We start from the raw sequence: 26,207 nt of genomic DNA, 5'->3' as shown, positions 1-26,207 counted from the left end.
CGTACTTCGGAGAAATCATGAAACACAACGTCATTCTGGTCCTGCTTGATGGCCTCAACTATCAGGTCGCACATCACGCCATGGGCCACCTGCATGCCTATGTCGAAGCCGACCGTGCAGCCCTGTACCGCCTCGAATGCGAGCTGCCGGCACTGTCCCGCCCGCTGTATGAGTGCATCCTTACCGGCGTAGCCCCCATCGACAGCGGTATTGTTCACAACAACGTCACGCGCCTGTCCACGCAGCGCAGCATCTTTCATTACGCCCACGAAGCAGGCCTGAGCACGGCGGCAGCGGCCTACCACTGGGTCAGCGAACTGTACAACCGCTCACCGTTCGACCCGTTGCGTGATCGCCACACGCACTCGCCGAAACTGCCGATTCAACACGGCCTGTTTTATTACGTCGATCACTACCCGGACTCGCACCTGTTTGCCGATGCCGAGTACCTGCGACGCCGGCATGCACCGAACTTCCTGCTCGTGCATCCGATGAACATTGACGACGCCGGCCATCGCCACGGGCTGGACAGCCGTCAGTACCGTAACAGTGCACGCGGCGCCGACATCCTGCTGGCCGACTATCTGCAAGGCTGGCTCGACAGTGGCTATCAGGTACTCATCACCTCTGACCACGGCATGAACAACGACCACTCGCACAATGGCCTGCTGCCTGAAGAGCGCGAAGTGCCGCTGTTCGTGTTTGGCGATGCCTTCAGCCTCGACCCTGCCGCCAAACCCTTGCAGACCGAGTTGTGTGGCACGATTTGCGAGCTGATGGGCATTGCCCATGACAAGCCGGTGTGCCGGGAGCTACTCACGTGAACGCCCTCACTCGCGGTAAATACCTGGCGCTGCTCTGCCTGCTGCCCTTTGCGGTGTTTTTCCTGGTCTTTCAAATTGCCCCGCTGGCCTGGGTCGCCATACACAGTGTTCAGGCCGAAAGTGGCTGGGGCCTGGACAACTTCAGCAAGGTGTTCAACTCGAAGTTCTACCGCCAGGCTATCCAGCACAGCCTGGAGATCAGTTTCTGGTCGAGCCTGTTCGGCATCCTGATCGCCATCCTCGGCAGCTACTCGCTGCGCCGGGTCGATTCGCGGCTGCGCGACTTCGTCAACGCCTTCGCCAACATGACCAGCAATTTCGCCGGGGTGCCACTGGCCTTCGCCTTCATCATCCTGCTGGGCTTCAACGGTGCCCTGACCATGCTGCTAAAGCAGGCCGGGATCATCGAAGACTTCAACCTGTACTCCAAAAGCGGGTTGATCATCCTCTACACCTACTTCCAGATCCCGCTGGGTGTGCTGCTGCTCTACCCGGCATTTGACGCCCTGCGTGAAGACTGGCGTGAGTCCGCCGAGTTGCTCGGTGCCAACGCCTGGCAGTACTGGCGGCACATCGGCCTGCCGGTGCTGACCCCGGCCCTGCTCGGAACCTTCGTGATCCTGCTGGCCAACGCGCTGGGGGCTTACGCCACGGTGTACGCCTTGACCACCGGCAACTTCAACGTGTTACCGATCCGCATCGCCGCGCTGGTCGCAGGCGACATCTCCCTGGACCCGAACCTGGCCAGTGCCCTGGCCATGATCCTGGTCGGCTTGATGACGCTGGTTACCCTGGTCCACCAATGGCTGCTGAAGAGGAGCTACCATGTCGCGCGCTGAATCCGCTTCGACCCACCTCTATCATCGGTTGGTGGTCTACGCCCTGTTTCTGCTGTTGCTGTTGCCCCTGGCCGGCACCTTGCTCTACTCCCTGGCCACCAGTTGGTCAGCGAGCATTCTGCCCAGTGGGCTGACCCTCAAGTGGTACCTGGCCTTGTGGAGCGACCCGCGCTTTCTTGCCGCATTCGGCCAATCGCTGCTGGTATGCGTGGGGGCGTTGATTCTCTCGGTACTGCTGATTCTGCCGTTGCTGTTCGTGGTGCATTACCACTTCCCCCGGCTCGACGCGCTGATGAACATCCTCATCCTGTTGCCCTTCGCGGTACCGCCGGTGGTGTCCTCGGTGGGCCTGCTGCAGCTCTATGGCTCGGGGCCGCTGGCGATGGTCGGTACGCCATGGATCCTGATCGGTTGCTACTTCACCGTGGCCTTGCCCTTCATGTACCGGGCAATCACCAACAACCTGCAAGCCATTAACCTGCGTGACCTGATGGACGCCGCCCAACTACTCGGCGCCAGTACCTTTCAGGCCGCGCTGCTGGTGGTACTGCCCAACCTGCGCAAGGGCCTGATGGTCGCGCTGCTTTTGTCGTTCTCGTTCCTGTTTGGCGAGTTCGTCTTCGCCAACCTGTTGGTCGGCACGCGCTATGAAACCCTGCAGGTGTACCTCAACAACATGCGTAACAGCAGCGGCCATTTCAACAGCGCCCTGGTGATTTCCTATTTCCTCTTTGTGCTGGTGCTGACCTGGGCAGCCAACCGCCTGAACAAGGACAAGTCGTGATATGAGCTTCGTCAGTGTGCAAAATCTGCAGAAACGTTATGCCGGCAACCCGGTGTTCAATGACATCAACTGCCACATCGAACGCGGTGAGTTCGTCACCCTGCTCGGCCCTTCCGGCTGCGGCAAATCCACCCTGCTGCGCTGCATCGCCGGGCTGACGGCAGTGGACAGCGGCAAGATTCTTCTAGACGGCCAGGACCTGGTGCCTCTGAGCCCGCAGAAACGCGGAATCGGCATGGTCTTTCAGAGCTATGCCCTGTTCCCCAACATGACCGTGGAGCAGAACGTCGCCTTTGGCCTGCGTATGCAGAAGGTTGCCCCCGAAGAAAGCCGCAGCCGCGTGCTTGAGGTACTGCAACTGGTCGAGCTGCAAGACTTCGCCAGCCGCTATCCGCACCAGCTTTCCGGAGGCCAGTGCCAACGTGTGGCCCTGGCCCGCTCACTGGTGACCCGGCCACGCCTGCTGCTGCTCGACGAACCGCTGTCGGCCCTGGATGCGCGGATCCGCAAGCACCTGCGCGAACAGATCCGAAATATCCAGCGTGAGTTGGGCCTGACGACCATCTTTGTGACCCATGACCAGGAGGAAGCACTGATCCTGTCGGATCGCATTTTCCTGATGAACCAGGGGCGTATCGTCCAAAGCGGCGATGCCGAAACCCTCTACACCGCCCCCGCCGATGCCTTCGCCGCCGGTTTTATCGGCAACTACAACCTGCTCGATGCCGACAGCGCCAGCCGCTTGCTGCAACGACCGATCAGCAGTCGCCTGGCCATTCGCCCGGAAGCCATCGTCCTGAGCCTGAACGGCGAACTGGAAGGCCAGGTACGCAGTCATAGTCTGCTGGGCAACGTGATCCGTTACCGGGTCGAGGCCCGGGGTGTCGAGTTACTGGTCGATGTACTGAATCGCTCGTCTGCCGATCTGCATCCCAATGGTCAACGGGTATCCTTGTCCATCGATCCCACCGCCCTCTGCGAAGTTGCCTGAGGGTTGCACAGGAGTTTGAGTGAAATGGCTTTAGCGATTTTCGATCTGGACGAAACCTTGATCCACGGTGACTGCGCTTCGCTGTGGAGTGAAGAAATGGCCCGCCTGGGTTGGGTCGATGGTGAGTCTTTTCTGCGCCGCGACCGTGAGTTGATGGATGCATATGGCCGTGGCCACCTGGCCATGGAGGACTACATGGCGTTCAGCCTGGAGCCCATTGCCGGGCGTACCCAGGAAGAACTGCAGCACCTGGTGGAGCCTTGGGTCGAGAACATCATTGAGCCGATCATCTTCAGCGAAGCCTGCAAACGGATCGCCGAGCACCGCAAGCGTGGCGACCGGGTGCTGGTGATATCGGCCTCCGGCACCCACCTGGTGGCACCGATTGCGGCGCGGCTGGGTATCGACGAATTTCTCGCCATTGATCTTGAGGTCGTGAACGGCGTGTACACCGGCAAGACCCGGGGCGTGCTGACTTACCGCGAAGGCAAGATCACCCGCCTGCTGGAGTGGCTGGATCAGGAAGAAGAGAACCTTGAGGGTGCCAGTTTCTACTCGGACTCGCGCAACGACTTGCCGCTGCTGCTCAAGGTGGACCACCCCGTCGTGGTGAACCCCGACCCGGTACTGCGCGGGCACGCCGAGCAACACGGCTGGCCAATCCTGAGCTGGAGCTGACCAGGGCTGTTCACTTGAGCCCTTGGAGTGCTTGATACGTCAATCAACCACATCAATGAATGGATATGTTCACGAAGTGAGTGCCAATAGCCACAAACATGCGTTGCCCCCTGATGGCGGCAGGCATATCCGTTTGCGATGTTGGGCCCGATGCCCCGTTCCGCCTTTACGGCGGGTCACTTTTGTGCGGGACAAAAGTAACCAAAACCCCTCGTCCCAACATCCGGCCCTCCGCTGCGCTGCGGGTTCTCTCACTCCAGCAGTGCTCCCGCCGGGACCGCGCTGAAGGGCCTTCCTGGCCCTCAGCACTTGCCAGGCATCCTTGCCTGGCACCCGACTACGCACTGCCTGCGTTCGACCTCCTGAAGGGACAATTTGGCGGCGCCTGCGAGGTCAGCGTATGGAAAAGCATTGGCGCCAAGGTTGGCGCCTTGATGGATAGCGTCGATTTCCTGCGTGGGCTTTGTTTGTCAGTGCGCGCAGTGGCAGGCGCTGCAGGGTGTCCCTTCAGGAGGCTGAGTGGAGCCGTCGCGTAGTGGGGTGCGAGGCAGGGATGCCTCGCAAGCGCTGATGGGCCATGGATGGCCCGTCGGCGCGCCCCCGCGGGAGCGATGGCGTAAGGAAGGAACCCGAAGCGCAGCGTAGGGCCGGATGTCGGGACAGGGCGTTTTGCCCACTTTTGTGCCTTTCAAAAGTGGGTCGCCGTAAAAGGCGAAACCAGCCGGTGGTGCCGCTGCCGGGAATGGATATGTCCGCGAGACAAGTGCCACAAATCACAAACCTGTATCGCCGCTGATGCAAACAGGCATATCCATTCGCGATGTCGGACCTGATACCAGGCTATGCCGTTTCCTTGCGCAACGAATTACACAAGGCTTTCGTCAATCACCAGCACCAGCTTGCCCGACACCTGGTTACCCGCCAGTTCGGCAAAGGCAGCCTCGGCATCCTTGATCGGGTAACGACCGACCAATTGCGGCTTGAGCCGCCCTTCAGTGAACAACGGCCACACCTGCTGGCTCAGGTCACTGAGCAGGTCGGCCTTGAACTGGTCATCACGGTTACGCAAGGTCGAACCGGTCACCTGCACGCGCTTGGCCAGCACCTGAGCCAGGTCCAGCTCGGCTTTGCGACCGCCCATCAGGCCAATGATCACCCAACGCCCATCACGCGCCAGCAACTTGAGGTTCAATGCCGCGTAATTGGCCCCAACCGGATCGAGAATCACGTCAAACGGAGCGAAATCGTTCAGGCTTTCCAGGTCGTCACCACGCACTACACCGCCCGTGGCGCCGAGGCCCTGGCAGTAAGCCAGCCGATCGGCTGAGCCCACGCTGACCCAGCATGGGCTACCAAACGCCTTGCACAGCTGGATTGCCGCCGAGCCGACACCACTGGCGCCCGCGTGCAACAGCACCTTCTCGCCCGGCTTGAGCGCCCCCAGCTGGAACAGGTTGAGCCAGGCAGTGGCATACACTTCAGGGATCGCTGCCGCTTCGTGCAGGCTCAGGCCTTCGGGCACGGGGAGCACGTGGCGGGCATCGACCACCACTTCTTCGGCCATGCCGCCACCGGACAATAACGCGCAGACCCGATCACCGACCTGCCAGGACGCGCCAGGGCCGACTTCGACGATCACCCCGGAACATTCCAGGCCCAGGTACTCGCTCGCGCCCGGAGGTGGCGGATAAAGCCCGGCTTTTTGCAGTAGATCGGCCCGATTGAGGCCCGCAGCCGCAACACGGATTCGTACTTGACCTACATCGCAGGTTGGACTTGTCGTCGTAACCCACTCCACATGTCCGTCAACGCCTTGCAATGCCTTCACAGTGCCTCCATAGTTGTGTTATCACGAGCCCGAGTGCGAACGCGTCGGGCTTTTTGCAGTATGCGTCCGGTTTTTATGGAACCGGCGAATTCAAAGACGGCCTAATATGCGTGATCAATTGCCCTTACGTCGAATCAGCATGAAGCATTTTCTGCCCAGTACCGCCCTCGCATTGTTGATCGGCCTTGGCAGCCTACCGCTGGTGGGCAATGCTTATGCCGCCAACAGTTGGGACAAACTGCAACCCGACCGTGACGAAGTGGTCGCAAGCCTGAACGTGGTCGAGCTGCTCAAGCGCCATCACTACAGCAAACCGCCGCTCAATGACGCTCGCTCAGTCATCATCTACGACAGCTACCTGAAGCTGCTCGACCCGGCGCGTAGCTATTTCCTGGCCAGTGACATCGCCGAATTCGACAAGTGGAAGACTCAGTTCGATGACTTCCTCAAAAGTGGCAATCTCGATCCTGGTTTCACGATCTACAAGCGCTATCTGGACCGCGTCAAATCGCGCCTGGACTTCACCCTCGCGCAATTGGACAAGGGCGTCGACAGCATCGACTTCAACACCCAGGAAACCTTGCTGGTCGACCGCAAGGACGCCCCGTGGCTGAAAAACGAAGCCGAGCTTGACGACCTCTGGCGCAAGCGCCTGAAGGACGAAGTGTTGCGCCTGAAGATCGCCGGCAAGGAACCCAAGGCCATTCAGGAACTGTTGACCAAGCGCTACAAGAACCAGCTGTCGCGCCTGGACCAGACCCGTGCCGAGGATATTTTCCAGGCCTACATCAACACGTTCGCCCAGTCCTACGACCCGCACACCAACTATTTGTCGCCCGACAACGCAGAGAACTTCGATATCAACATGAGCCTGTCGCTCGAAGGTATCGGCGCAGTCCTGCAAAGCGACAACGATCAGGTCAAGATCGTCCGCCTGGTGCCGGCTGGCCCTGCCGCCAAGACCAAGCAGGTCGCGCCAGCCGACAAGATCGTCGGCGTGGCCCAGGGCGACAAGGAAATGGTCGACGTGATCGGCTGGCGCCTGGACGAAGTGGTCAAGCTGATCCGCGGCCCGAAAGGCTCGGTGGTGCGCCTGGAAGTGATTCCAGCCAGCAATGCGCCTAACGACCAGACCAGCAAGATCGTCTCCATCACCCGTGAAGCGGTGAAGCTGGAAGAGCAGGCCGCGAAAAAATCGGTGCTCAAGCTCAAGCAGGATGGCCGTGACTACAAGCTGGGCATCATCGAGATCCCGGCCTTCTACCTGGACTTCAAAGCCTTCCGCGCCGGCGATCCAGAGTACAAGAGCACCACCCGTGACGTGAAAAAGCTGCTGACCGAGCTGCAGAAGGAAAAAGTCGACGGCGTGGTCATCGACCTGCGCAACAACGGCGGCGGCTCCCTGCAGGAAGCCACCGAATTGACCAGCCTGTTCATCGACAACGGCCCGACCGTGCTGGTGCGCAACAGCGATGGTCGAGTCGATGTGCTTGAGGACGAAAACAACGGTGCCTTCTATAAAGGCCCGATGGCCTTGCTGGTCAACCGCCTGTCGGCTTCCGCCTCGGAGATTTTCGCTGGCGCCATGCAGGACTACCACCGCGCACTGATCATCGGTGGCCAGACCTTCGGTAAAGGCACGGTGCAGACCATTCAGCCGTTGAACCATGGCGAACTGAAGCTGACCCTGGCCAAGTTCTACCGTGTTTCTGGCCAGAGCACCCAGCATCAGGGCGTACTGCCAGACATCGACTACCCGTCGGTGATCGACACCAAGGAAATCGGCGAGAGCGCCCTGCCCGAAGCGATGCCGTGGGACACCATTCGCCCGGCGATCAAGCCTGCAAGCGATCCGTTCAAGCCGTTCCTGGCTCAGCTCAAGGCGCGTCATGACGAGCGCAGCGCCAAGGATCCAGAGTTCGTCTACATCCGCGATCGCCTGGCCCTGACCCAGAAGCTGATGAACGAAAAATCCGTGAGCCTGAACGAAACCGAACGTCGTGCCCGACACGCCACGATCGAAGGCAAGCAACTGGCGCTGGAGAACACCCGGCGTAAAGCCAAGGGCGAGGAACCGCTCAAGGAACTGAAAAAAGAAGACGAGGATGCTCTGCCGGCCGAGCCGGATGACACCAAACCCGAGGATGACGCCTACCTGGCTGAAACCGGGCGCATCCTGCTGGATTACCTGAGCCTTAACTCAGCTGTGGCCAAGCATTGAAGCACTAATGGCAAAATAATATGGCTGGACGCTGGCGCGTCATTAAACAGTCATTTATCTGTCGTGAAATAAGGGGCTGCGTACCACGGGTACGCAGCCCTTTTTTCGTAAGGAACGCCTGACATGACCGTGACCGAACAGCTTAGCGCGCTGAGCTCCATCCTGGCTCAAAGCGGCTTGCACAGCCTGTTCCAACCCATCGTCTGCCTATCAGAACGGCGTATTCTCGGTTATGAAGCCTTAAGCCGCGGCCCTTCCAACAGCCCGCTGCACTCCCCCATCAACCTGTTCGCGGTGGCCCGTCAGGCGGGTCGGCTGACTGAGCTGGAAGTGGCCTGCCGAGAAAGTGCCTGTCGTCGCTTCAGCCAGCAAAAACTGGAGGGCAAGCTGTTCCTCAACGTCTCGCCGGAGTCGTTGCTGGAGCCGCAGTATCAGTCGGGGCGCACCCTGAAAATGCTGGAAGACATGGGCCTGTCACCAAGCCGGGTGGTCATTGAGTTGACTGAACAGACCCCCACCGATGATTTCCAACTGTTGTTCAATGCCCTGCACCACTACCGCGACATGGGTTTTTCCATCGCCCTGGACGACCTCGGTGCCGGTTACTCGAGCCTGCGGTTGTGGTCGGAACTGCGTCCGGACTACGTGAAGATCGACCGCCACTTTATCGATGGCATTCACCTGGACGCGGTCAAACGAGAGTTCGTCGGTTCTATCCTGCAAATTGCCAAAGCCTCGCGGGCGCAAGTGATTGCCGAAGGCATCGAGTTGGCCGAAGAGCTCAGCGTGCTCACCGAAATGGGGGTGGACCTGGTTCAGGGCTACCTGCTGGGCCGCCCTCAGGAACAGCCGCCGCGCAGTATCCAGAACGTGCTGCCAAGCCAGACGAACGTCAGTCAAACCCTCAGCGAGGAGAGTAGCGACCTCGAGGCGCTGTTGATCGACCAGCCGGCGGTGATGGGCGATACCCCTACCGCACTGGTACTGGAATCGTTCCGCCGCCAGGCCAACCTGAACTCACTGGCCGTGCTGGATGCCAACCAGCGCCCCTGCGGCATCGTTCACCGGCATGCGTTCTCCGACGCCCTGCTCAAGCCCTTCGCGACCGACCTGTTCGCACGCAAGCCAATCAGCCGGCTAATGAGCGAGGACTTTCTTGCCGTGGAGCTTAGCCAGTCACTGCAGCAGGTCAGCCGACTGCTGACCAGCCGGGCACGCCAGCGCATCGAGGAAGACTTCATCATCACCCAGCACGGGCAGTACCTGGGCCTGGGGCGGGTCATCGACGTGCTCAAGTTGATCACCGAGCAAAAAATCCAGCAGGCGCGCTACGCCAATCCCCTGACCTTGCTGCCGGGCAACGTGCCGATCCAGCAATGCCTGACACACCTGCTGCAGCAGCAACGTGAGGCAGCCATCTGCTATGTGGATATCGATAACTTCAAGCCGTTCAATGACATCTACGGCTATGCCCGTGGTGATGAGGTTCTACTGTGCCTGGCGCAGTGCCTGAGTGAACGGGTAGACCCCAGCCGCGACTTCGTCGGGCATATCGGCGGCGATGACTTCATGCTGGTGCTCAGTGCCAGTGACTGGCACACACGCTTGAAGCAATTGCTGGAAGACTTTCAGAAACAGTGCAGACGCTTCTACCGTGCCGAACACCTGGAGGCAGGATGTTTCGTCGGCCATGACCGTCAAGGGCAGCGTCAGTCCTTTGAACTGTTGTCGCTGTCTATCGGCGTGGTACAGCTACACGCACAAGCGGGCCTGCAGCTCAATGCCGGGCAACTGGCAGAGTTGGCCTCCAAGGCCAAGCACCATGCCAAGGACGTCAAGGGCTACAGCCTCTACGTGATCGAAACCGCCGAACTGGCTCAGGCCTCAGCCTCGGCCGGGTAACTGTACTCGAACACCCGAACCACTTCTGACGCATGCCAGGACGCAGCAGCCATGCCATCGGACGGCCCGGAAAAACGCCCCAGGCGCTCGACACACTCGAAAAAGCCGGTGCGTGGCAAGCGACTGGCGCCTTGGCTGATCACCAGCGAACTGCGCAGCGGCTGCTCGGCACGGGCATCCAGCACGGCCAGGTACTCCAGCGCTGCGGTGAGGGTCTGCATGGCCGGGCTCGGCAGCTGCAGGCGCTCAAGCAAGGCGCGATAGGTCAGTAGATGGCGCTGCCGACGCGCGACGTCCAGCTCGCCCAGCAGGCTTTCCCACTGCTGGCGGCTGATCCGCACGCTGCTCACGATGGATCACTCCAGCCAGGCACACCAAGTTCCCACGCCAGGCTACGGCGAATGGCGGCATCGGGCTGGCGCTCGCCACGCTCAATCATGCCCAGGTAGGCCGGGCTGATACCCACGGTTCGTGCCAGTTGCTCCGGGGCCAGGCCCTTGGCCTGACGCAACTGAGCCAACTCACTCAAGCTCGGAACACGGGCCGGTGCCGGCTCGACAACCGGCTCGCAGGTAACCTGCTGGCCGCTTGAATCAACCGCAGGCTGGCCGGCGGCCTTGAGCAGGGCCTGGTAGTGCTCCCAGGGTACGACCGCATATTCCGGTTGGCCGTCCCGGCTGATGACCTGAATACCCATTACAACCCCCTCGTAGGACAACTCGCATGTAATCGGTAGGCATAATCCTTATGCCAATTATATTACCAGCCAACGGAAGCGTGCGGCGTCAGCTTTTTTTATGCTCCAGGGACAATGCCTCAGGCGAATCAGGCAAACGCTCTACAACGCGCAGCTTCTCCGGTGCCTGCCGATCACGCCAGGCGCGAAAAGCCGCCATTTCATCGCCCACCGCCTTGAGCACCCAGGCCAGTACCGCGATGTCATCGAGCAAGCCCACCCCCAGCAACCAGTCTGGGATGGCATCCAAAGGGCTGACAAAGTACAACAGGCCCGCCACTACCGTGACCATGGCCTTGGGGCTGATTGCCCGATACTCGCCGCGCCACCAGGCCAGGCACAACGCCTGCAACAGGCGTACATCATCTTTCAGCTTGCCCAGCTGCGGCCCTTTGCGGGCCACGGCAAAAATCAGCGCAGGGAGCCGCCCACGGCTGAGCAAACGCTCGGCCAAAGGCAGAAAACGAGTGAAATTCCACGGAGCTTTCATGGAGCCTCCAAGCAATACCTCAGGGAAGGTTATCCACAATTATTGTGGATAACCTTGTGAACAGACCCGCTTTTGAGGCTCAGGGTGCCCGTAGCACAAGGGCCTTACTCAAATCGGGCGTTTTTTACACACCTGTTTAAATACGCAATCGTTCGGCTGCAGCGTCAACAGGTTGGGCGATTCAGACCTCGCCCTGCATGGGCCTGATGGTACAGGGAAATGTCGCCCTGCCCCAGAAACGACAACGCCCCGTGAGTACGGGGCGTTGTCAGTACAGGCGTAAACTTACTTGGCGTCAGCTTCGGCTTCTGGCTTCGGCTGATCCTTGATGCCCAGCAGTTCCAGCTCGAATACCAGCACGGAGTTGGCCGGGATCATCGGGCTTGGGCTCTGTGCGCCGTATGCCAGATCGGACGGGATGTACAGCTTGTACTTCTCGCCAACGTGCATCAGTTGCAGGCCTTCGACCCAACCCGGGATCACGCCGCTGACCGGCAGGTCAATCGGGCTACCACGCTCAACCGAGCTGTCGAAGACCTTGCCGTCGATCAGCTTGCCTTCGTAATGAACAGTGACCACGTCGGTCGGCTTGGGCTGAGCGCCATCGGCCTTCTTCACGACTTCGTACTGCAGGCCGGAAGCGGTGGTGACAACACCCGCCTTCTTGCCGTTTTCTTCGAGGAACTTCTTGCCGGCAGCGGCCGACTCTTCGCTCATCTTGACCAGACGTTCTTCGGCACGCTTCTGCAGTGCGGCGAAGGCTTCGACCAGTTCCTCGTCCTTGATTTTCTGCTCTTTCTTGCCGACAGCATCTTCGATGCCTTGAGCGACCGCCTTGGAGTCGAGGTCGTCCATGCCTTCCTGAGCCAGGCTCTTGCCCATGTTCAGGCCGATACCGTAGGAGGCTTTCTGTGCCGGAGTTTTCAGCTCGACGCTGGTCTGCGAATCGCAACCCGCCAGTACCAGGCCAACCAGGGCAACCGCAGCCGCCAACCGATGCTGTTTCATGCTATTTCCTTGTTCATGCGCCAATAGGGCAATCGAGTAAAGCCGCGAGCTTATCAGGCCGCCACGACCAATGGCTACCGGCATGAGAGCGAGAAAACGGGGATAAGTTCAGACAGATAAAACCTTCTTCATCCAGATGACAGCCAATGGCCGCTATCGCTCAGCGCGATACGCTCCGGCAACCTCACGCAGCACCTCGCACAACCACTGTGCAGGCAGTGACGGGGGCAAGGCGGCATTGCTGCAAATACCGACCGAACCGCCCGGCTCACGCACGCCCAGGTCCAGTTCGCACAGCTCACCCGCATCAAGATCGACCCGTACGGCATCGCGTGGCGCGACCCAAACCGCATCGCTGCCCAAGACATACCGGCGGCTCAAGGCTGGGGAAAGGGTTTCCAGGCGCTGCAACGACGGCTCGATCGCGCACTGCACGAACAAACTGTCGGCATGTTTGCGGATGGTGGTCCCGGCCAGCGGTAACACCAAGGGGTAGTCGCCGACACGGTTGCGCTCCAACGGCTGACGCTGCAACAACGGATGGCCCGGACGCACCACCAGGGCCATCGACTCGCTGTACAGGTGCTCGAAGATCAGGCCCTGGATTTGCGGGCTGTCGGTCATTCGGCCAATGACCAGATCCAGTTCACCGACATGCAACTGCGCCAACAGATAGGCACTGGGGCCGGTGGCGACACTGACCACCAACGCCTGATGACGCTGATGCAAACGGCAGAGCGCCTCGGGCATCAACAGGCTTTCGACCGTGGACAGCACCCCGACCCGTACCTGCGGCGGTGCGTGCTCCTCACCGCGCACGCTGCTCACGCCCTCACGCAGGGCCTGCACGCTAGGGCCTGCATAACGCATGAAGCGAAATCCGGCCGGGGTCAGCTCAACGCCCTGCTTGCCTCGCTCGAACAAGCGCGCCTGCAGCAAGTCCTCCAGTTCCTTGAGGGTTTTGGAGGTTGCAGGCTGGCTGATTGCCAGGACATCGGCAGCCTTGGCGAAACTGCCCTGCCGGGCGATTTCGAGAAAGCACAGCAGATGGCGGTATTTGATACGGGTGTCGAGGTTCATGCCAGGCAGTGTAACGGCCTGCCGCACAGGCGGCGACTGCTTTGAACAGCCACCACCGCCCGCTCAAAAGCCGCGGTGGCCGACGTGTGCTAAGGGGCAGCCACCTCGACGCAGTCGCCATTGAAGCGCACAGCCCATACCCGCAGTACCTGCTGCGGGTCTTCCAGACAGCGCCCGTCCAGCAAACTGAAGTGCTGTTTGTACAACGGCGCCGCCACGACCGGCTGCCCGTTGAGGCTGCCAATGATTCCACGCCCGATCACATTGGCGCCGGACTGCGGGTCATGGTTGTCCACGGCATACAGTGCCTGCGCAGCCTCCGGCAAGTAGAACAGGGCCACCTGGGCGTCACCCAAGCGGGCCACCACCCCTGAATTGGGTACCAGGTCATGGCGGCTGCACACTGCCTGCCAGTCTTGCAGGTCAACACGTACCGCTTGATTCGACGGGTTCATCACAGCACCTCTTCAGTGGTCGGGATCAGGTGAAGCTCGGCCTTGCCCACCGGCCGGCGCTGGCCGCGCTCCTTGACGAAATGAATCGCCGGATCTGCACGGTGGTCATTGACGAAAGTACGGAAGCGCTTGAGCTTCTCGGGGTCTTTCAGGGCATTGGCCCATTCACACTCGTAGCGATCGACTACCTGCTGCATCTGCGCTTCCAGCTCGGCGCCCAAGCCCAGGCTGTCGTCGAGAATCACCGCCTTGAGGTAATCCAGCCCGCCCTCAAGGCGCTCGCGCCAGACCGACGTGCGCTGCAGTTTGTCAGCGGTACGGATGTAGAACATCAATACGCGGTCGATGGCGCGAATCAGGCCGGCATCGTCCAGGTCCGTGGCGAACAGCTCGGCGTGCCGTGGACGCATGCCACCGTTACCGCAGACATAAAGGTTCCAGCCCTTCTCGGTGGCAATCACGCCGATGTCCTTGCTTTGCGCCTCGGCGCATTCGCGGGTACAGCCAGATACGGCGAACTTGAGCTTGTGTGGCGAACGCAGGCCCTTGTAGCGGTCCTCCAGGGTAAGCGCCATGGCCACGCTGTCCTGCACGCCATAGCGGCACCATGTGCTGCCGACGCAGGACTTCACCGTGCGGGTTGATTTGCCATAGGCATGCCCGGTCTCAAAGCCAGCGGCGATCAACTCGGCCCAGATCTCCGGCAATTCATGCAATTGCGCGCCGAACAGGTCGATGCGTTGGCCGCCGGTGATCTTGGTGTAGAGGTCGTACTTCTTGGCCACCTGACCAATCACGATCAACTTGTCCGGTGTGATTTCCCCACCCGGAATACGCGGCACCACCGAGTACGTGCCGTTTTTCTGCATGTTGGCCATGAAGGTGTCGTTGGTGTCCTGCAACGGCACCAGCGCGGCATCCATGATCGGCTGGTTCCAGCAGGACGCGAGGATCGAGCCTACCGTCGGCTTGCAGATATCGCAGCCCAGGTGGCCACGACCATGACGGGCGTGCAGGTCTTCGAACGTCGTAATGCCCTCGACCCGCACCAGCGCATAGAGCTCCTGACGGGTGAAGGCAAAGTGCTCGCAAAGGCTCTTGTCCACCGCCACACCGCGGGCGCTCAGCTCATGCTCGAAGACCTGCTTGAGCAAGGCGGCGCAGCCACCGCAACCGGTGCAGGCCTTGGTCTGGCCCTTGAGTTGTGCCAGGTCGCTACACCCCCCGTCGATGGCAGCACAGATCGCGCCCTTGCTGACGTTATGGCACGAGCAGATGGTGGCGGCGTCTGGCAAGGCATCTGCACCCAGTGCTGGCGTGGCGCTGCCCATTGGCAGGATCAAGCCGGCGGGGTCCGCTGGCAGGGCAATAGCATTCTGAACGTACTGCAACAGGGTGTCGTAGTAACGGTTATCGCCGACCAGCACCGCCCCCAGAACGCGCTTGCCCTCGGCGTCGATCACCAAGCGCCGGTAGGCGCTGCCAGCCTCGTCGATAAAGCGGTAGCTGCGCGCACCGGGGGTCGCCGCGTGTGCATCGCCAATGGAACCGACATCCACCCCCAACAGCTTGAGCTTGGTCGACATGTCGGCACCGGCAAAGGCCTGGAATCGCTCACCCGCCAAGGCTGACGCCAAGTTGCGAGCCATGCTGTAACCCGGGGCCACCAGGCCGAAGACGCTGCCGTTCCAGGAAGCACACTCGCCGATGGCAAAAATCCGTGGGTCGCTGGTGCGGCATTCGCCATTGATCACGACCCCGCCCCGTGGCGCGATTTCCAGACCGCAGCCACGGCCCAGGCTGTCCTGCGGGCGAATGCCAGCCGAAAACACGATCAGGTCGGTTTCCAGGAACTGGTCGCCATCGAAATTCATCCGGTAACGGAAGTCGCTGCCTTCAACAATGCTCTGGGTGGCGCGAGACAGATGTACACCGACACCCAACGCCTCAATCTGGGCGCGCAGGGCCGCACCGCCTTCAGCATCCAGTTGCACCGGCATCAGGCGCGGTGCGAATTCCACCACATGGGCTTCAAGCCCCAGGGATTTGAGGGCGTTGGCTGCCTCAAGGCCCAACAGGCCACCACCGATGACCACGCCACGCTGCGCGCCATAGGCCGCCACGCGAATCGCATCCAGGTCGTCCAGGGTTCGATAGACCAGTCGCGCCGCACCGTCCGGCCCGGGAATCGGCGGCACGAAGGGATAGGAACCGGTGGCCAGGATCAACCGATCAAACGGGTAGCGGCCCTGCGCCGTCACCACTTCACCGGCCTCGCGGTCGATCTCGACGACCGCCTCCCCCAAGTGCAGCCGCACGCCATGCTCGGCATACAATTGCGCATCACCCAACGCCAGGGTTTCAGCATCGCTGCCACTGAAGTACTCCGACAGGTGCACGCGGTCGTAGGCACGCTGACGCTCCTCGCCGAACACCCGCAGGTCGAAGCGGGCCAAGGCGCCGCGCTCGATCAGTTGTTCGACGCAATGATGGCCCACCATGCCGTTGCCGACGATGATCAGACGTTCCCGTTGCTCGATGGTCGCTTGAGCGTTCATAGCGTTTCCTCACACTGGCCGATCACGGCGGCCGGAAAAACACCCACAAAAAAAGGCGCCTGGAGCCGAAGCTCCAGGCGCCTTTGCCTGGTCGTTCTTAGTCGTGGTCCGTGGGGCGGATCGCCGTTGATCACCCCTGGACGTTGTAATGTGTCTTCAGCAGATACCGTGCCAACTGCGCCAACCCCGCCTATTCAAGGGCATCGCCGCAAACTCTAGGCCTCCCGCGGCGCCATCCTGGTGCAGTGCTACCCGTTCTGGGGCATTTCAGTACACATCTCGCCGGTAGCGTTTGGCCCGGCCTAACGCCGCAACATATTCGCCGGCCTGCTCGGTGCTCATCCCACCGTGCTCGGCCACCACCTGCTGCAGCGCGGCCTCCACATCCCGCGCCATGCGTCCGGCATCGCCACAGACATAGAAGTACGCGCCCGCCTCCAGCCAGCGCCACAGTTCGGCGCCCTGCTCCAGCATGCGCTGCTGCACATAGACCTTCTCTGCCTGGTCACGGGAGAACGCCGTGTCGAGCCGTGTCAGGTGGCCATCGCGTTGCCAGGCCAGCAACTCGTCGCGGTAGTAAAAATCACTGTCAGCGCGCTGCTCGCCGAACAGCAGCCAGTTGCGCCCACGGGCGCCGCGCGCCTGACGCTCCTGGAGAAACGCCCGGAACGGTGCGATCCCGGTCCCCGGCCCGACCATGATCAGCGGCGCCGTATCATCGCTCGGTACGCGGAAATGAGCCGAGGGCTGCACAAAGATCCCAACCTGCCCGGCTTCGGCACGATCAGCGAGGAAGGTCGAACACACACCTTTACGCTGGCGGTAGCGCACCGTCGAAACCGTCAGGTGAACCTGCTGCGGGTGCAACAACGGGCTTGAACTGATGGAGTACAAACGCGGCTGCAGGGGTTTGAGCAGGCTCAGCCAGGTGTCGAGCGGCATGCTTACGGGAAACTGCTGCAGCAGATCGACCAGTTGCCGCCCCCATAGCCAGTCCTGCAACGCGGCGTTGTGCGCCGGCTCCAGCAGGCGTTGCAACTCAGGCTCAGCACTGCAGCGGGCGACCTGTTCGAGCAGCGCAGGCGTGACACGGGCAATCTCCAGTCGATCGCGCAGTGCGCTACGCAACGGCATGGGTGGCTGGCCCTTGAGGCTGACACTCGCCTCCCCGTCAAGTTTCATGGCACTCAGCAGCTCTTCGACCAGTGCCGGGCAGTTGCGCGGCCAGACGCCCAAGGCGTCGCCCGCCTGATACGTCAGGCCGCTGCTCGCAAGATCGAACACCACGTGCCGGGTTTCCTTGGCGGCACCGGGCGCATTGAGCAGGCGGTTTTCCACCACCCTTACCGGCAACGGCTGCTGCTTGCTGAAGGTTGGCGCTGTCGCCGCCGGGGACGTGACCGCTGGTGCCGACTCAATTGAAGCCTGCCCAAGAGCCGTCACCAGCGTGCCCAGCCACTGTTCGGCCGGCTCGTCGAAGTCCGGCTCGCACTCGACCCGCTCCAGCAGGCGCACAGCGCCAAGCTCCGCCAGACGCTGGTCCAGCTTACGGCCGAAACCACAGAACTCGGCGTAGCTGGAGTCTCCCAGGGCCAGTACTGCGTAACGCAGCCCGGTGCAGTGGCTGGCGGACGCAGCCTGCAGGGCCTGCCAAAAGGCCTTGGCGCAATCCGGTGCCTCACCATCGCCAAACGTGCTCGCCACCAGCAGCAGGCTGGCGGCGTTGCTCACCTGCTCAAGGCTGACCTGCTCCATGCTGCTCACCTGAACAGCCAGGCCGGCCTCCCGCAAACGCTGCGCACAGTGTTGCGCCAGAGCCTGGCCGTTGCCGGTCTGCGAAGCCCAGAGCAGCCAATGGCCAGTGGCTTCGGCAGGCTCCGGGGCCTGGATTGCAGGAGCCTGTACCGAGGTACTGCGCGAAAACAACCCCGCCAGCAACCCTTCCACCAATAGACGCCGAGCCGGCGCCAATGGCGCACTGACCGGCAAGCTCGGCACGCCCTGCAGATGGCTGTTACGCAAGCCCAGCACATAACCCTGCATGTACAGTTGTTCATCCTCGGCCAAAGCCAGTTCAACGCGGTTGTTCAGGCCGAGCAGTTGGCTGAGGGTTTCGATCGGCATGGTCGCAGACTCCTGAAGCGTGTGGGCCGGCAGTTCAACAGCGGCAATACGTTCACCGGCAACCCGGCTGAGGGCCACGGCGCAGTACTTGAACGCCGGTTGCAGGGAAACCGGGTCGATGGCATCGCTGGTCAGCGCATTGATCGCCAAACGCTCGCCATAGACATCATTCCAGTGAAAGGGGGCGAAGCAGTTGCCAGGCAGTACCCGCTCACTCAGGCGCGCCGGCAATAACGCCTCACCACGCCGGGAGCGAACCTGAACCTGATCGTGCTCAGCGATACCCAATTGCCGGGCATCTTTGGGGTGAATTTCCAGGTACGGGCCAGGCTCCAGCGCATTCAACGCGCTGACCTTGCCGGTCTTGGTCAGGGTATGCCAATGGTGCTGTACCCGCCCGGTATTGAGCACCAGCGGGTAAGCTTCGTCCGGTAGCTCCGCTGGAGGCAGGTAGGGCCGGGCAAAAAAGCGTGCTTTGCCACTGACCGTAGCAAAGGCGAGTGACGGCCGCTGGCCTTGGGCGTCCTCGTGCAGCCGCTGACTGATACCGTCGTTCAGGTAGCGTTGCGGGTGCCGTGTATCAGCCTGATCGGGTGCACAGGGCCATTGCCGTGGCGCCTGGCGCAACAAGGGGTAACTGATACCGCGCAGGTCGTAACCTGTGTCGGGGTTCCAGGCCTGGCGCAGTTCATCGAAAATCTGTTCGGCACAGGTGTAGCTGAACGCAGCCTCATAGCCCATCGCACAGGCCACTCGGGCGATGAGTTGCCAGTCCGCCAGGCTCGCGCCCGGTGGCTCGACGGCCTGCGCCGTGAGGGTCAGGTTGCGCTCGGAGTTGACCATTACCCCATCGGCTTCAGCCCAGAGCGCTGCCGGCAGGAGGATATCGGCATAGCGATTGGTTTCGGTATCGAGAAAGGCGTCCTGGGTGATGACCAGCTCGGCCGTTTGCAGGCCCTCGATCACCTGCTGACGGTTGGCGACACTGGCCACTGGGTTACTGCAGATGATCCAGCAGGCCTTGATCCGCCCTGCAGCCATGCCCTCGAACATGGCGACGGTGCCGTCTCCGGCCTCGGCCCTCAGGCTGCCACGCGGCACCTGCCAGAGGTCCTCAACGAAATGACGGTCAGCCTTTACCAGCGCCGAACGCTGGCCGGGCAACCCCGGCCCCATGTAGCCCATCTCACGTCCGCCCATGGCATTGGGCTGGCCCGTCAGCGAAAACGGCCCGCTGCCGAGGCGGCAGATCGCCCCGGTGGCCAGGTGCAGGTTGCACAGCGCATTGGTCTGCCAGGTGCCGTGAATACTCTGGTTCAGGCCCATGGTCCAGCAGCTGAGCCACGCGGGTGCTTGGCCGATCCACTCGGCGGCCTTGCGGATATCGGCTTCGGCCAGGCCAGTAATCTGCGCCACCTGCGCCGGCGCATAGTCCTGCAGGAAGTCCGGCATGGCCTCCCAGCCCTCGGTAAAGCGCTCAACGAACGCCGTATCCACCGCGCCGTTGATCAACAACAGGTGCAACAGACCATTGAGCAGTGCCAGGTCGGTGCCGGGTTTGATCTGCAAGAACAGGTCGGCCTTTTCCGCTGTCGCAGTGCGCCTGGGGTCGACCACAATCAGCCGGGCACCGGCCTTGCGCCGGTCAAGCAGGCGCAGAAACAGGATCGGATGACAGTCCGCCATGTTGGCGCCAATGACAAAGAACAGCTCGCTGTGGTCGAAGTCCTCATAGCTGCCAGGCGGGCCATCCGCGCCCAGCGAGAGTTTGTAGCCACTGCTGGCGCTGGCCATGCACAGCCGGGAGTTGGACTCGATATGCCGGCTGCGCACGAAGCCTTTGGCCAGCTTGTTGATCAAGTACTGGGCCTCCAGCGACAGCTGCCCGGAAACGTAAAACGCCAGGGCATCCGGGCCATGCTCGACGAGGAGGGTCTTCAGGCGCCGGGCCGCCTCGTCGATCGCCTGATCAATTGCGGTCTGCACCGGGTCGCGCTGACGCGAGTGACGGACAAAGGCCTGCTCCATGCGCCCCGACTCGCGCAGCGGCTGATGGCAGGTCTGCCCTTTGGTGCAGAGTCGCCCGAAATTGCTTGGGTGCTGTTTGTCACCACTGACCTTGATTACCCGGTTTTCGGCCACGGTCATGACAATGCCGCAGCCGACGCCGCAATAGGGGCAGACGCTGCGCACGGTTGTCTGGGTCATTACCCGGTCTCCTGCTTAGGCAAAACAAAAAGGCGCCCTGCCGCTCCTGCTTGCGTTGCAAGCGGGAGCGACACGGCGCCTTTGTCGTGAATAGAGCAATCTGCGTTGATTGCCTGATGAACAAGCCAAAGCAAGGGCCGCGCCAAACCGCAATACCCCGTCATCTGCGGCGTCAAACCAACGCCACAGGGGTAGCAACGCACCATTGCGGAACAACCCGCACCAGTGCGAGGCAGGCGCTGAAGACTGCAGTTTGCCGCTAACCAGCCAGGTCTCTACAATTCGCGCCAATTAGTGCCGGCGCTCTCCACTCCCCCGCCGGCTCAGGAGCATTTTTCATGGAAGAAATAGAACAGCGCTGGCTGTACGCCCTTTCTGCCCCCATGGCAGCCCTCAACGGTTCCAGTTACACCGCCCCGGACTACATCGAGATGGACCTGCAGGACGGCTGGGGCATCAGCAATCGCGAGCAGTTGCTCGAGATGCTCTACATGGCCGACCGTGGCCATGCCAGCGGGATGCTCGAGGCTTACTGGAACTGGCAGCGCTGCCTGCCCAGTGAATGGTCGGCCCTGCTCGACGGCCTGGCGCCACGGCAACGCGCGCTGCATGAGTTTGCCAGTCGGACCTTCAGCGAATGCGGCCACGGCGGCATTCGTGCCTGGGACCTGGGGCGCATGGGTTTCCTGCTGCGCAACGGCCTGCGCAGCGGCTGGATCAACCTTGATGAAAGCCTCTGGCTACACAGCCGACTGGCCTTGAGGGCACGTCATTACTACAACAGCTGGAGCACCTACCTGGGCGGCTACATGACCGGCCGCATGTACTGGTGCTGCCTGGACAGTGCAGACGACGAGCTCGGCCACGCCCTGGACCGCGAAGGCTATGCCTACTGGAGCCGCTGCAGCGCTCGCGCCCTCGCTCAGGACGCCGCCGAACTGTTTGCCGAACTGCCTTGGGACCTGCCCCTGAACCTGCCACAAAAACCTGACTCGCTTGCGGAGTTCAACTGGTCATGAGCTGCTGGATATCCCTGGGCATCGAGCCTACCCGCGATCAGGACGCCATCCGCAGCGCCTACCGTACGCGCCTGCCAGAGCATCATCCGGAAACCGACCCACAAGGTTTTCAGGCCTTGCGTGAAGCCTACGAGGCCGCACTGAAGGAAGCCCGTAGCGTCGAAACCGCAGACGCCGACGATGAGCAAAGCCCGGCCCGCGAGCTGCTGGACGCATTCGACGAACTGTTCAGCGACGGCGCACGACGTTTCGACCCGGCCGCCTGGCGGAGCTATATCGAACGCCTCGACAGCGTCTCACTTGAGGTTGTCGAAGCGCTGCGCTGGAGCCTGCTGGAGCGGCTGATCGACAGCGGGCCGATCTCCAACAATTGCGCACGCCTGTTGGCCAAGCGGCTGGACTGGCAGGGCAACCTGCTGCGTATCGATAACGTCGAGCAGGTCGAAGCGTTTATCGAACGCATCGCACAGCCAGACCTCTTCGATACCGCAACGATCTCGTCCTGGCCACCACCGGCACAGATCGAAACCCTCTGGTACCTGAACACCCTGGAACACCTCTATCAGGAACGGCCGCTGGACGAGCTCCGCGACTTCGTCAACCAGCCTACCTGCCTGCCGCTGCCGAACGACGACGCCTGGCTGCAGCGTCTGCTGGTACAACTCACCCAGGCCGATGTTGCGAGCAAGACCTTCTACGCACTGTGTGCTGAAAAACATCGGCACGCACCGGATGATGTCGACTGGCTGTACCTGCTGGCCCGTCAGTGCAGTGCCCTTGGCCTGGAAGAGCAAGCCCTGAGCAGCTGGTTGCGCCTGTGGCGCGAGCACCAACATCCGCAGGCCGCACAGTGGCTGCTCGAACTGTGCGGCAAACATCAGCCACAGCGCCTGCCGCTGTTGATTCAAGCGTTCGACCGCCGCGAGCATTTCCGCGACTGGCCGAGCAACCTGAGTGAGCCAGCCCAGGCCTGGGGCAGCCCGGCGCAGCGCCCGGAGACGTTGACCCGCTGGCTCAATGCGGGTCGCCAGAACCTCGGAGGCCTTGCCGGAGCTTATGTGAACTGGCGCCTGGACGGCGATGAACTGCCATTGCTGGCGTTACTGCTCGATGAGCCTGGCGATGCGGTGTTAACGAACCTGTATCGCCAGGTCTGGGCATTGCACCGTGGCGACACCGCCCTGCTGGAACGCCTGCTGGCCGAGCCCGACAGTAACGATGTGCTCGATTCACTGGTGCTGGAAGGCCTCAAGTACCAGGCCGAACAACACCTGTACTGGCTGCAGCACGCTCCCATTCCACAAGCGTTGACAGCCTTTATCAACGCCCCGGATGACAGCGTGCAACTGAACCCGCTATTGGGTCAGGGCCTGGCACTGGACGTCACCCAACATTGGCTGCGCCGGCTCAAAGCCTTTACTGCAGCGCAATGGACGCGCCTGGACAGCGCCTTTGAACAGGAGCTCATTGCCTCGCTACCGTTTGGGGTAAAGATGCTCGCAGCCCTCAATCGCGAGGGCGTCGTGTTGCCGCCCCAACCTGACGGTGAACAGCTGTGGGAATGGCACCGGCAAGCGCTGTTCTTCATTGCCCTGATGTCCGACCCGCTGCGCTGGCTGACGCTGATTTCCCCTGCACTGCTTCACAGCATGCGTGCCGACACCGGGCATCCACTGTCGCGCGTACTGCCGCTGTTGCAGCGCGTGCATCAACAGGAAGGCCACTTCAATGGCTTGCTGGGCTGGCTGTCAGAAGAGGAGCCTGTGCAGAACGACGTCGCACTGAACCTGCTCACCGTGCCTCAGGCGTTGGGCAGTGCCAGGCTGCTGAGCAACACACGCCTGTACGACTGCGTCGTGAGCGATTACGACACCTTCAGCGATGATCTGCTGGGCTTGATGTTGCTCTGTGGCGTGCTCTATCAGGACCCGACCCTGGATGCCGAGCAGCACCGTGTACTGCTGAACAATATCGCCGGGATCGCCTGCTCCGATGCCTGGTTCGAGTCATTCCGGGATGGCTTGATCAAGGGCGAACCGGTACGCCCACCCCGGGAGATCCTCGAAGAGCAGCAAGGCATCGACAGCAGCGCCTTCTATCTCGGCGTCGATACCCTGCGCAGGCTGGTGCTGGTGGAGAACCGTACCGGCGTGCCGCGCACCAAGGTTCTGCGCCAACTGCAGCAGGCCAAGGATGATCCGCGCCATGGACCAGGCCTGCGCCTGGCCTTGGCGGCGCTGTTGTCCTGGAGCGAGCGCCTGATGCTGGCCAGATCGGGCAGCCAACCGGTATCAGAATGGAACATGCTGAGCCTGAACAGCCGCCTGGGGCGTGTTGCCTGCGCCCAACAGAGCCTGATGTGCCAGGGATTGGCTGTTTTTCTGAGCCTCGCCAGCGGCAACGCGCAGGTGGCGCTAGGGATCGTGGCCGTTACCGTGCTGGTGCAACTGAGCATCATCCTGCGGCGGCTGCATGACATCGGGTTTGGCGTAGCCATGCTGCTGATTGGCATGGCCCTGACCATCGTGCTGCCGTTCCTGCCGTTGGTGCTGCTGGTTTTGCCCGGCGACAGCCTGCCGAACCGTTACGGTGTACCACCCGGTGGCGAAAAGCATGCACTGGAAGGCGGCCTGCAAGCCGCCCTGCGCCGCCTGAACGCTTAGCGGCTCAGAGGCCCTGCTCGTCCAGCGCTGTATTCAGGCGCTGGCGAGTGCTGTTGATGTCCTGCGCATGCTGGTTACCCAGCACTGCAGTAAAGGCTTCAAGCCACTGACCGACCTGATCACGCTGCTCACCCAGGCATTGCATCCAGGCACGCTCCAGACGCGCCAGCAGTGCACGGTTTGGCAGCGCATCGCGCGGGTGAATCTTCAACGCCGCCAGGCGACCATGGCTGGCCGCCCGGGCCGCGTCGTCGAGCCCTGCGGGGCTGCGGTCGATCACATGACTGTGGCGCTCGCCGTCCTCCAGGGCAACATCCACTTCCAACAGGCCATTGATGTCGTAACTGAAACGCACATCCATGGACTGAATCCGGCCGGCCTGCGGCAACTCGATATCGAATGCATCGATGAAGATGTTGTCGCTCACCCAGGGTCGCTCCCCCTGATAGACCTCGATGCGCACGGTTTTCTGTTCGGGATGAGTACTCTGAAAGCGCTCGACCCGCGAGGTTGGAATGACTGTATTACGCTCGATGATCGGCACAAATGCTTGGCGCCGGCTTTCACCGCGCATGGCTGCAACACCCAGTGTATAGGGGCACACATCGGTCAGGATCAGCTCTTCGATGGCCTGGTCACGTGCCCTGCACGCGGCCTGGCTGGCCGCCCCCAAGGCAACGATGGTGTCGGGGTCCAGGTGCCGGTAGGGCAAACGCCCAAACAAGGTGGCAACCATCTGCTGGACCACCGGCATACGCGTGGCGCCTCCCACCAGCACCAGGCTATCGAGGTCGCGCGGGTTCAGCCGGGCATCACGCAACGCCTGCTCCACCGGGGCGCGCAGGCGCGTCAGCAAGGGTTCCCAGATCTTTTGCGCACGCGCTTCATCCAACGACCACTCGCGCAGCTCACCGGCACAACGCCACTGCACGTGCTGCGGACCTTCGCTGAGCTTGCGCTTGATCTGCTCCAGAGCGTCGTACAGCGAAGCCAGGGCTTGCGGCTCAACGCTGTCGGTCGCCAGTTGCAGGTCCTTGAGACAAGCCTGCAGCAGTGCATGGGTAAAATCCTCGCCCCCCAGGTAGTTGTCGCCAGTAGAGGCATGCACCTCGATCAGCGGCAAGGCGTACTCCAGTACGGTCACATCGAAGGTGCCGCCACCCAGGTCGAAAATCAGCGTGCGCTCGAATTTCTGCTCATGCAGACCGTAGGCCATGGCGGCAGCGGTAGGCTCGTTGATCAGGCGCTGTACCTTGAGCCCGGCCAGCTCGGCAGCAAAACAGGTGCGTTTACGCTGTTCATCGCTGAAGTAAGCCGGCACCGAAATCACCGCCTCGCTTACCGGGCAACCCAGCCAGGCTTGCGCGTCCTGTTTGAGCGCACCGAGCACCAGTGCAGACAACTCTTCAGGGCTGAAGGTCTGGCCGGCAAGCTCCAGACGTTTTTCGCTGCCCATAAAGCGCTTGAACGCTGCTGCGCTGCGTTCCGGGTGCGTGGTCAGCCGTGAGCGAGCCGCCTGGCCGACCAGAATACTGCCATCCTCATCGATGCTGACTGCGGACGGGGTAAGCCATTCGCCAAGGGCGTTGGGGATCAACTGCGCTCGCCCGTCCTGCCAGACGGCAATCAGGCTGTTGGTGGTACCCAGGTCGATACCCAGCAAGGGCGTACGGGGGGTGCTTGCATCCTGCATCATGGGACTCTTCCTGAGTAGCGGGAATGAGAATCGAGTAGGAGGCGAGTTCACACCCGCCGTCCTCTCACACCACCGTGCGTACGGTTCCGTACACGGCGGTTCA

General features: G+C 61.7%; 19 protein-coding genes. 9 read left to right on the top strand and 10 right to left on the bottom strand.

Annotated features, from left to right (window positions below):
- Positions 1 to 17 precede the first annotated feature (17 nt).
- The 5 genes from CYD26_RS20870 to CYD26_RS20850 are packed head-to-tail and all read left to right on the top strand — an operon-like array spanning position 18 to position 4,116.
- A complete protein-coding gene (locus CYD26_RS20870; protein WP_102053511.1) occupies positions 18 to 824 on the top strand; it encodes an alkaline phosphatase family protein in 807 nt (268 codons plus the stop codon).
- Positions 821 to 1,663 (top strand): ABC transporter permease subunit, encoded by an 843-nt coding sequence (locus CYD26_RS20865; RefSeq protein WP_065760420.1) that lies wholly within the window; start codon positions 821 to 823, stop codon positions 1,661 to 1,663. Before CYD26_RS20870 ends, CYD26_RS20865 begins: the two co-directional genes overlap by 4 nt.
- Positions 1,650 to 2,447, top strand: a complete 798-nt coding sequence (locus CYD26_RS20860; protein ID WP_102053510.1) for an ABC transporter permease — start codon at positions 1,650 to 1,652, stop codon at positions 2,445 to 2,447. Before CYD26_RS20865 ends, CYD26_RS20860 begins: the two co-directional genes overlap by 14 nt.
- Position 2,448: 1 nt before the next feature.
- Positions 2,449 to 3,438 carry an ABC transporter ATP-binding protein gene (locus CYD26_RS20855; protein WP_065760422.1) on the top strand — a complete coding sequence of 330 codons (990 nt, stop codon included), beginning with the start codon at positions 2,449 to 2,451 and terminating at the stop codon, positions 3,436 to 3,438.
- A 24-nt stretch (positions 3,439 to 3,462) separates the two neighbouring features.
- Complete coding sequence (locus CYD26_RS20850; protein WP_065760423.1) at positions 3,463 to 4,116, top strand: HAD family phosphatase; 654 nt, start codon at positions 3,463 to 3,465, stop codon at positions 4,114 to 4,116.
- Between the two features lie 865 nt (positions 4,117 to 4,981).
- On the opposite strand, the gene CYD26_RS20845 is transcribed toward CYD26_RS20850, so the two are convergent.
- Complete coding sequence (locus CYD26_RS20845; protein ID WP_102053509.1) at positions 4,982 to 5,944, bottom strand: NAD(P)H-quinone oxidoreductase; 963 nt, start codon at positions 5,942 to 5,944, stop codon at positions 4,982 to 4,984.
- Between the two features lie 139 nt (positions 5,945 to 6,083).
- Between CYD26_RS20845 and CYD26_RS20840 the strand changes: the two genes are divergently transcribed.
- The gene (locus CYD26_RS20840) at positions 6,084 to 8,165 is read left to right on the top strand and encodes a carboxy terminal-processing peptidase (protein WP_176717470.1); all 2,082 of its coding nucleotides are present in this window, start codon (positions 6,084 to 6,086) and stop codon (positions 8,163 to 8,165) included.
- 123 nt (positions 8,166 to 8,288) lie between these two features.
- Complete coding sequence (locus tag CYD26_RS20835) at positions 8,289 to 10,067, top strand: bifunctional diguanylate cyclase/phosphodiesterase (RefSeq protein ID WP_102053508.1); 1,779 nt, start codon at positions 8,289 to 8,291, stop codon at positions 10,065 to 10,067.
- Here CYD26_RS20835 and CYD26_RS20830 read toward each other — a convergent pair.
- The 8 genes from CYD26_RS20830 to CYD26_RS20795 form a co-directional block, all read right to left on the bottom strand.
- Positions 10,043 to 10,417, bottom strand: a complete 375-nt coding sequence (locus CYD26_RS20830; RefSeq protein ID WP_065761454.1) for a hypothetical protein — start codon at positions 10,415 to 10,417, stop codon at positions 10,043 to 10,045. The genes CYD26_RS20835 and CYD26_RS20830 overlap by 25 nt on opposite strands.
- On the bottom strand, positions 10,414 to 10,764 hold the full coding sequence (locus CYD26_RS20825; RefSeq protein ID WP_102053507.1) for a helix-turn-helix transcriptional regulator: 351 nt from the start codon (positions 10,762 to 10,764) through the stop codon (positions 10,414 to 10,416). Before CYD26_RS20825 ends, CYD26_RS20830 begins: the two co-directional genes overlap by 4 nt.
- 88 nt (positions 10,765 to 10,852) lie before the next feature.
- Positions 10,853 to 11,293, bottom strand: a complete 441-nt coding sequence (locus tag CYD26_RS20820) for a YkvA family protein (RefSeq protein ID WP_065761452.1) — start codon at positions 11,291 to 11,293, stop codon at positions 10,853 to 10,855.
- Between the two features lie 285 nt (positions 11,294 to 11,578).
- Positions 11,579 to 12,301, bottom strand: coding sequence for an FKBP-type peptidyl-prolyl cis-trans isomerase (locus tag CYD26_RS20815; RefSeq protein ID WP_065761451.1), 723 nt, complete (start codon positions 12,299 to 12,301; stop codon positions 11,579 to 11,581).
- 153 nt (positions 12,302 to 12,454) lie between these two features.
- Complete coding sequence (gene pcaQ, locus CYD26_RS20810; protein ID WP_102053516.1) at positions 12,455 to 13,381, bottom strand: pca operon transcription factor PcaQ; 927 nt, start codon at positions 13,379 to 13,381, stop codon at positions 12,455 to 12,457.
- A gap of 89 nt (positions 13,382 to 13,470) precedes the next feature.
- On the bottom strand, positions 13,471 to 13,836 hold the full coding sequence (gene nirD, locus CYD26_RS20805) for a nitrite reductase small subunit NirD (RefSeq protein ID WP_099775538.1): 366 nt from the start codon (positions 13,834 to 13,836) through the stop codon (positions 13,471 to 13,473).
- Positions 13,836 to 16,394: a nitrite reductase large subunit NirB gene (gene nirB, locus CYD26_RS20800; protein ID WP_102053506.1), complete on the bottom strand. Its 2,559-nt coding sequence runs from the start codon at positions 16,392 to 16,394 to the stop codon at positions 13,836 to 13,838. Before nirB ends, nirD begins: the two co-directional genes overlap by 1 nt.
- A gap of 267 nt (positions 16,395 to 16,661) precedes the next feature.
- The gene (locus CYD26_RS20795; protein WP_102053505.1) at positions 16,662 to 20,726 is read right to left on the bottom strand and encodes a sulfite reductase subunit alpha; all 4,065 of its coding nucleotides are present in this window, start codon (positions 20,724 to 20,726) and stop codon (positions 16,662 to 16,664) included.
- A 338-nt stretch (positions 20,727 to 21,064) separates the two neighbouring features.
- Here CYD26_RS20795 and CYD26_RS20790 point away from each other — a divergent pair, with 338 nt between their 5' ends.
- Both CYD26_RS20790 and CYD26_RS20785 read left to right on the top strand, forming a co-directional pair.
- Positions 21,065 to 21,745 (top strand): DUF1266 domain-containing protein, encoded by a 681-nt coding sequence (locus tag CYD26_RS20790; RefSeq protein ID WP_099775541.1) that lies wholly within the window; start codon positions 21,065 to 21,067, stop codon positions 21,743 to 21,745.
- Positions 21,742 to 24,408, top strand: coding sequence for a J domain-containing protein (locus tag CYD26_RS20785; protein ID WP_102053504.1), 2,667 nt, complete (start codon positions 21,742 to 21,744; stop codon positions 24,406 to 24,408). Before CYD26_RS20790 ends, CYD26_RS20785 begins: the two co-directional genes overlap by 4 nt.
- 4 nt (positions 24,409 to 24,412) lie before the next feature.
- On the opposite strand, the gene CYD26_RS20780 is transcribed toward CYD26_RS20785, so the two are convergent.
- Entirely contained in the window at positions 24,413 to 26,101 is a 1,689-nt protein-coding gene (locus CYD26_RS20780; protein WP_102053515.1) for a molecular chaperone HscC, read from the bottom strand.
- Between the last annotated feature and the right edge of the window lie 106 nt (positions 26,102 to 26,207).

This window comes from Pseudomonas sp. FFUP_PS_473 (assembly GCF_002858665.1).
Lineage (GTDB): Bacteria > Pseudomonadota > Gammaproteobacteria > Pseudomonadales > Pseudomonadaceae > Aquipseudomonas > Aquipseudomonas defluvii.
This window is presented reverse-complemented; position numbering and strand designations above follow the sequence as displayed.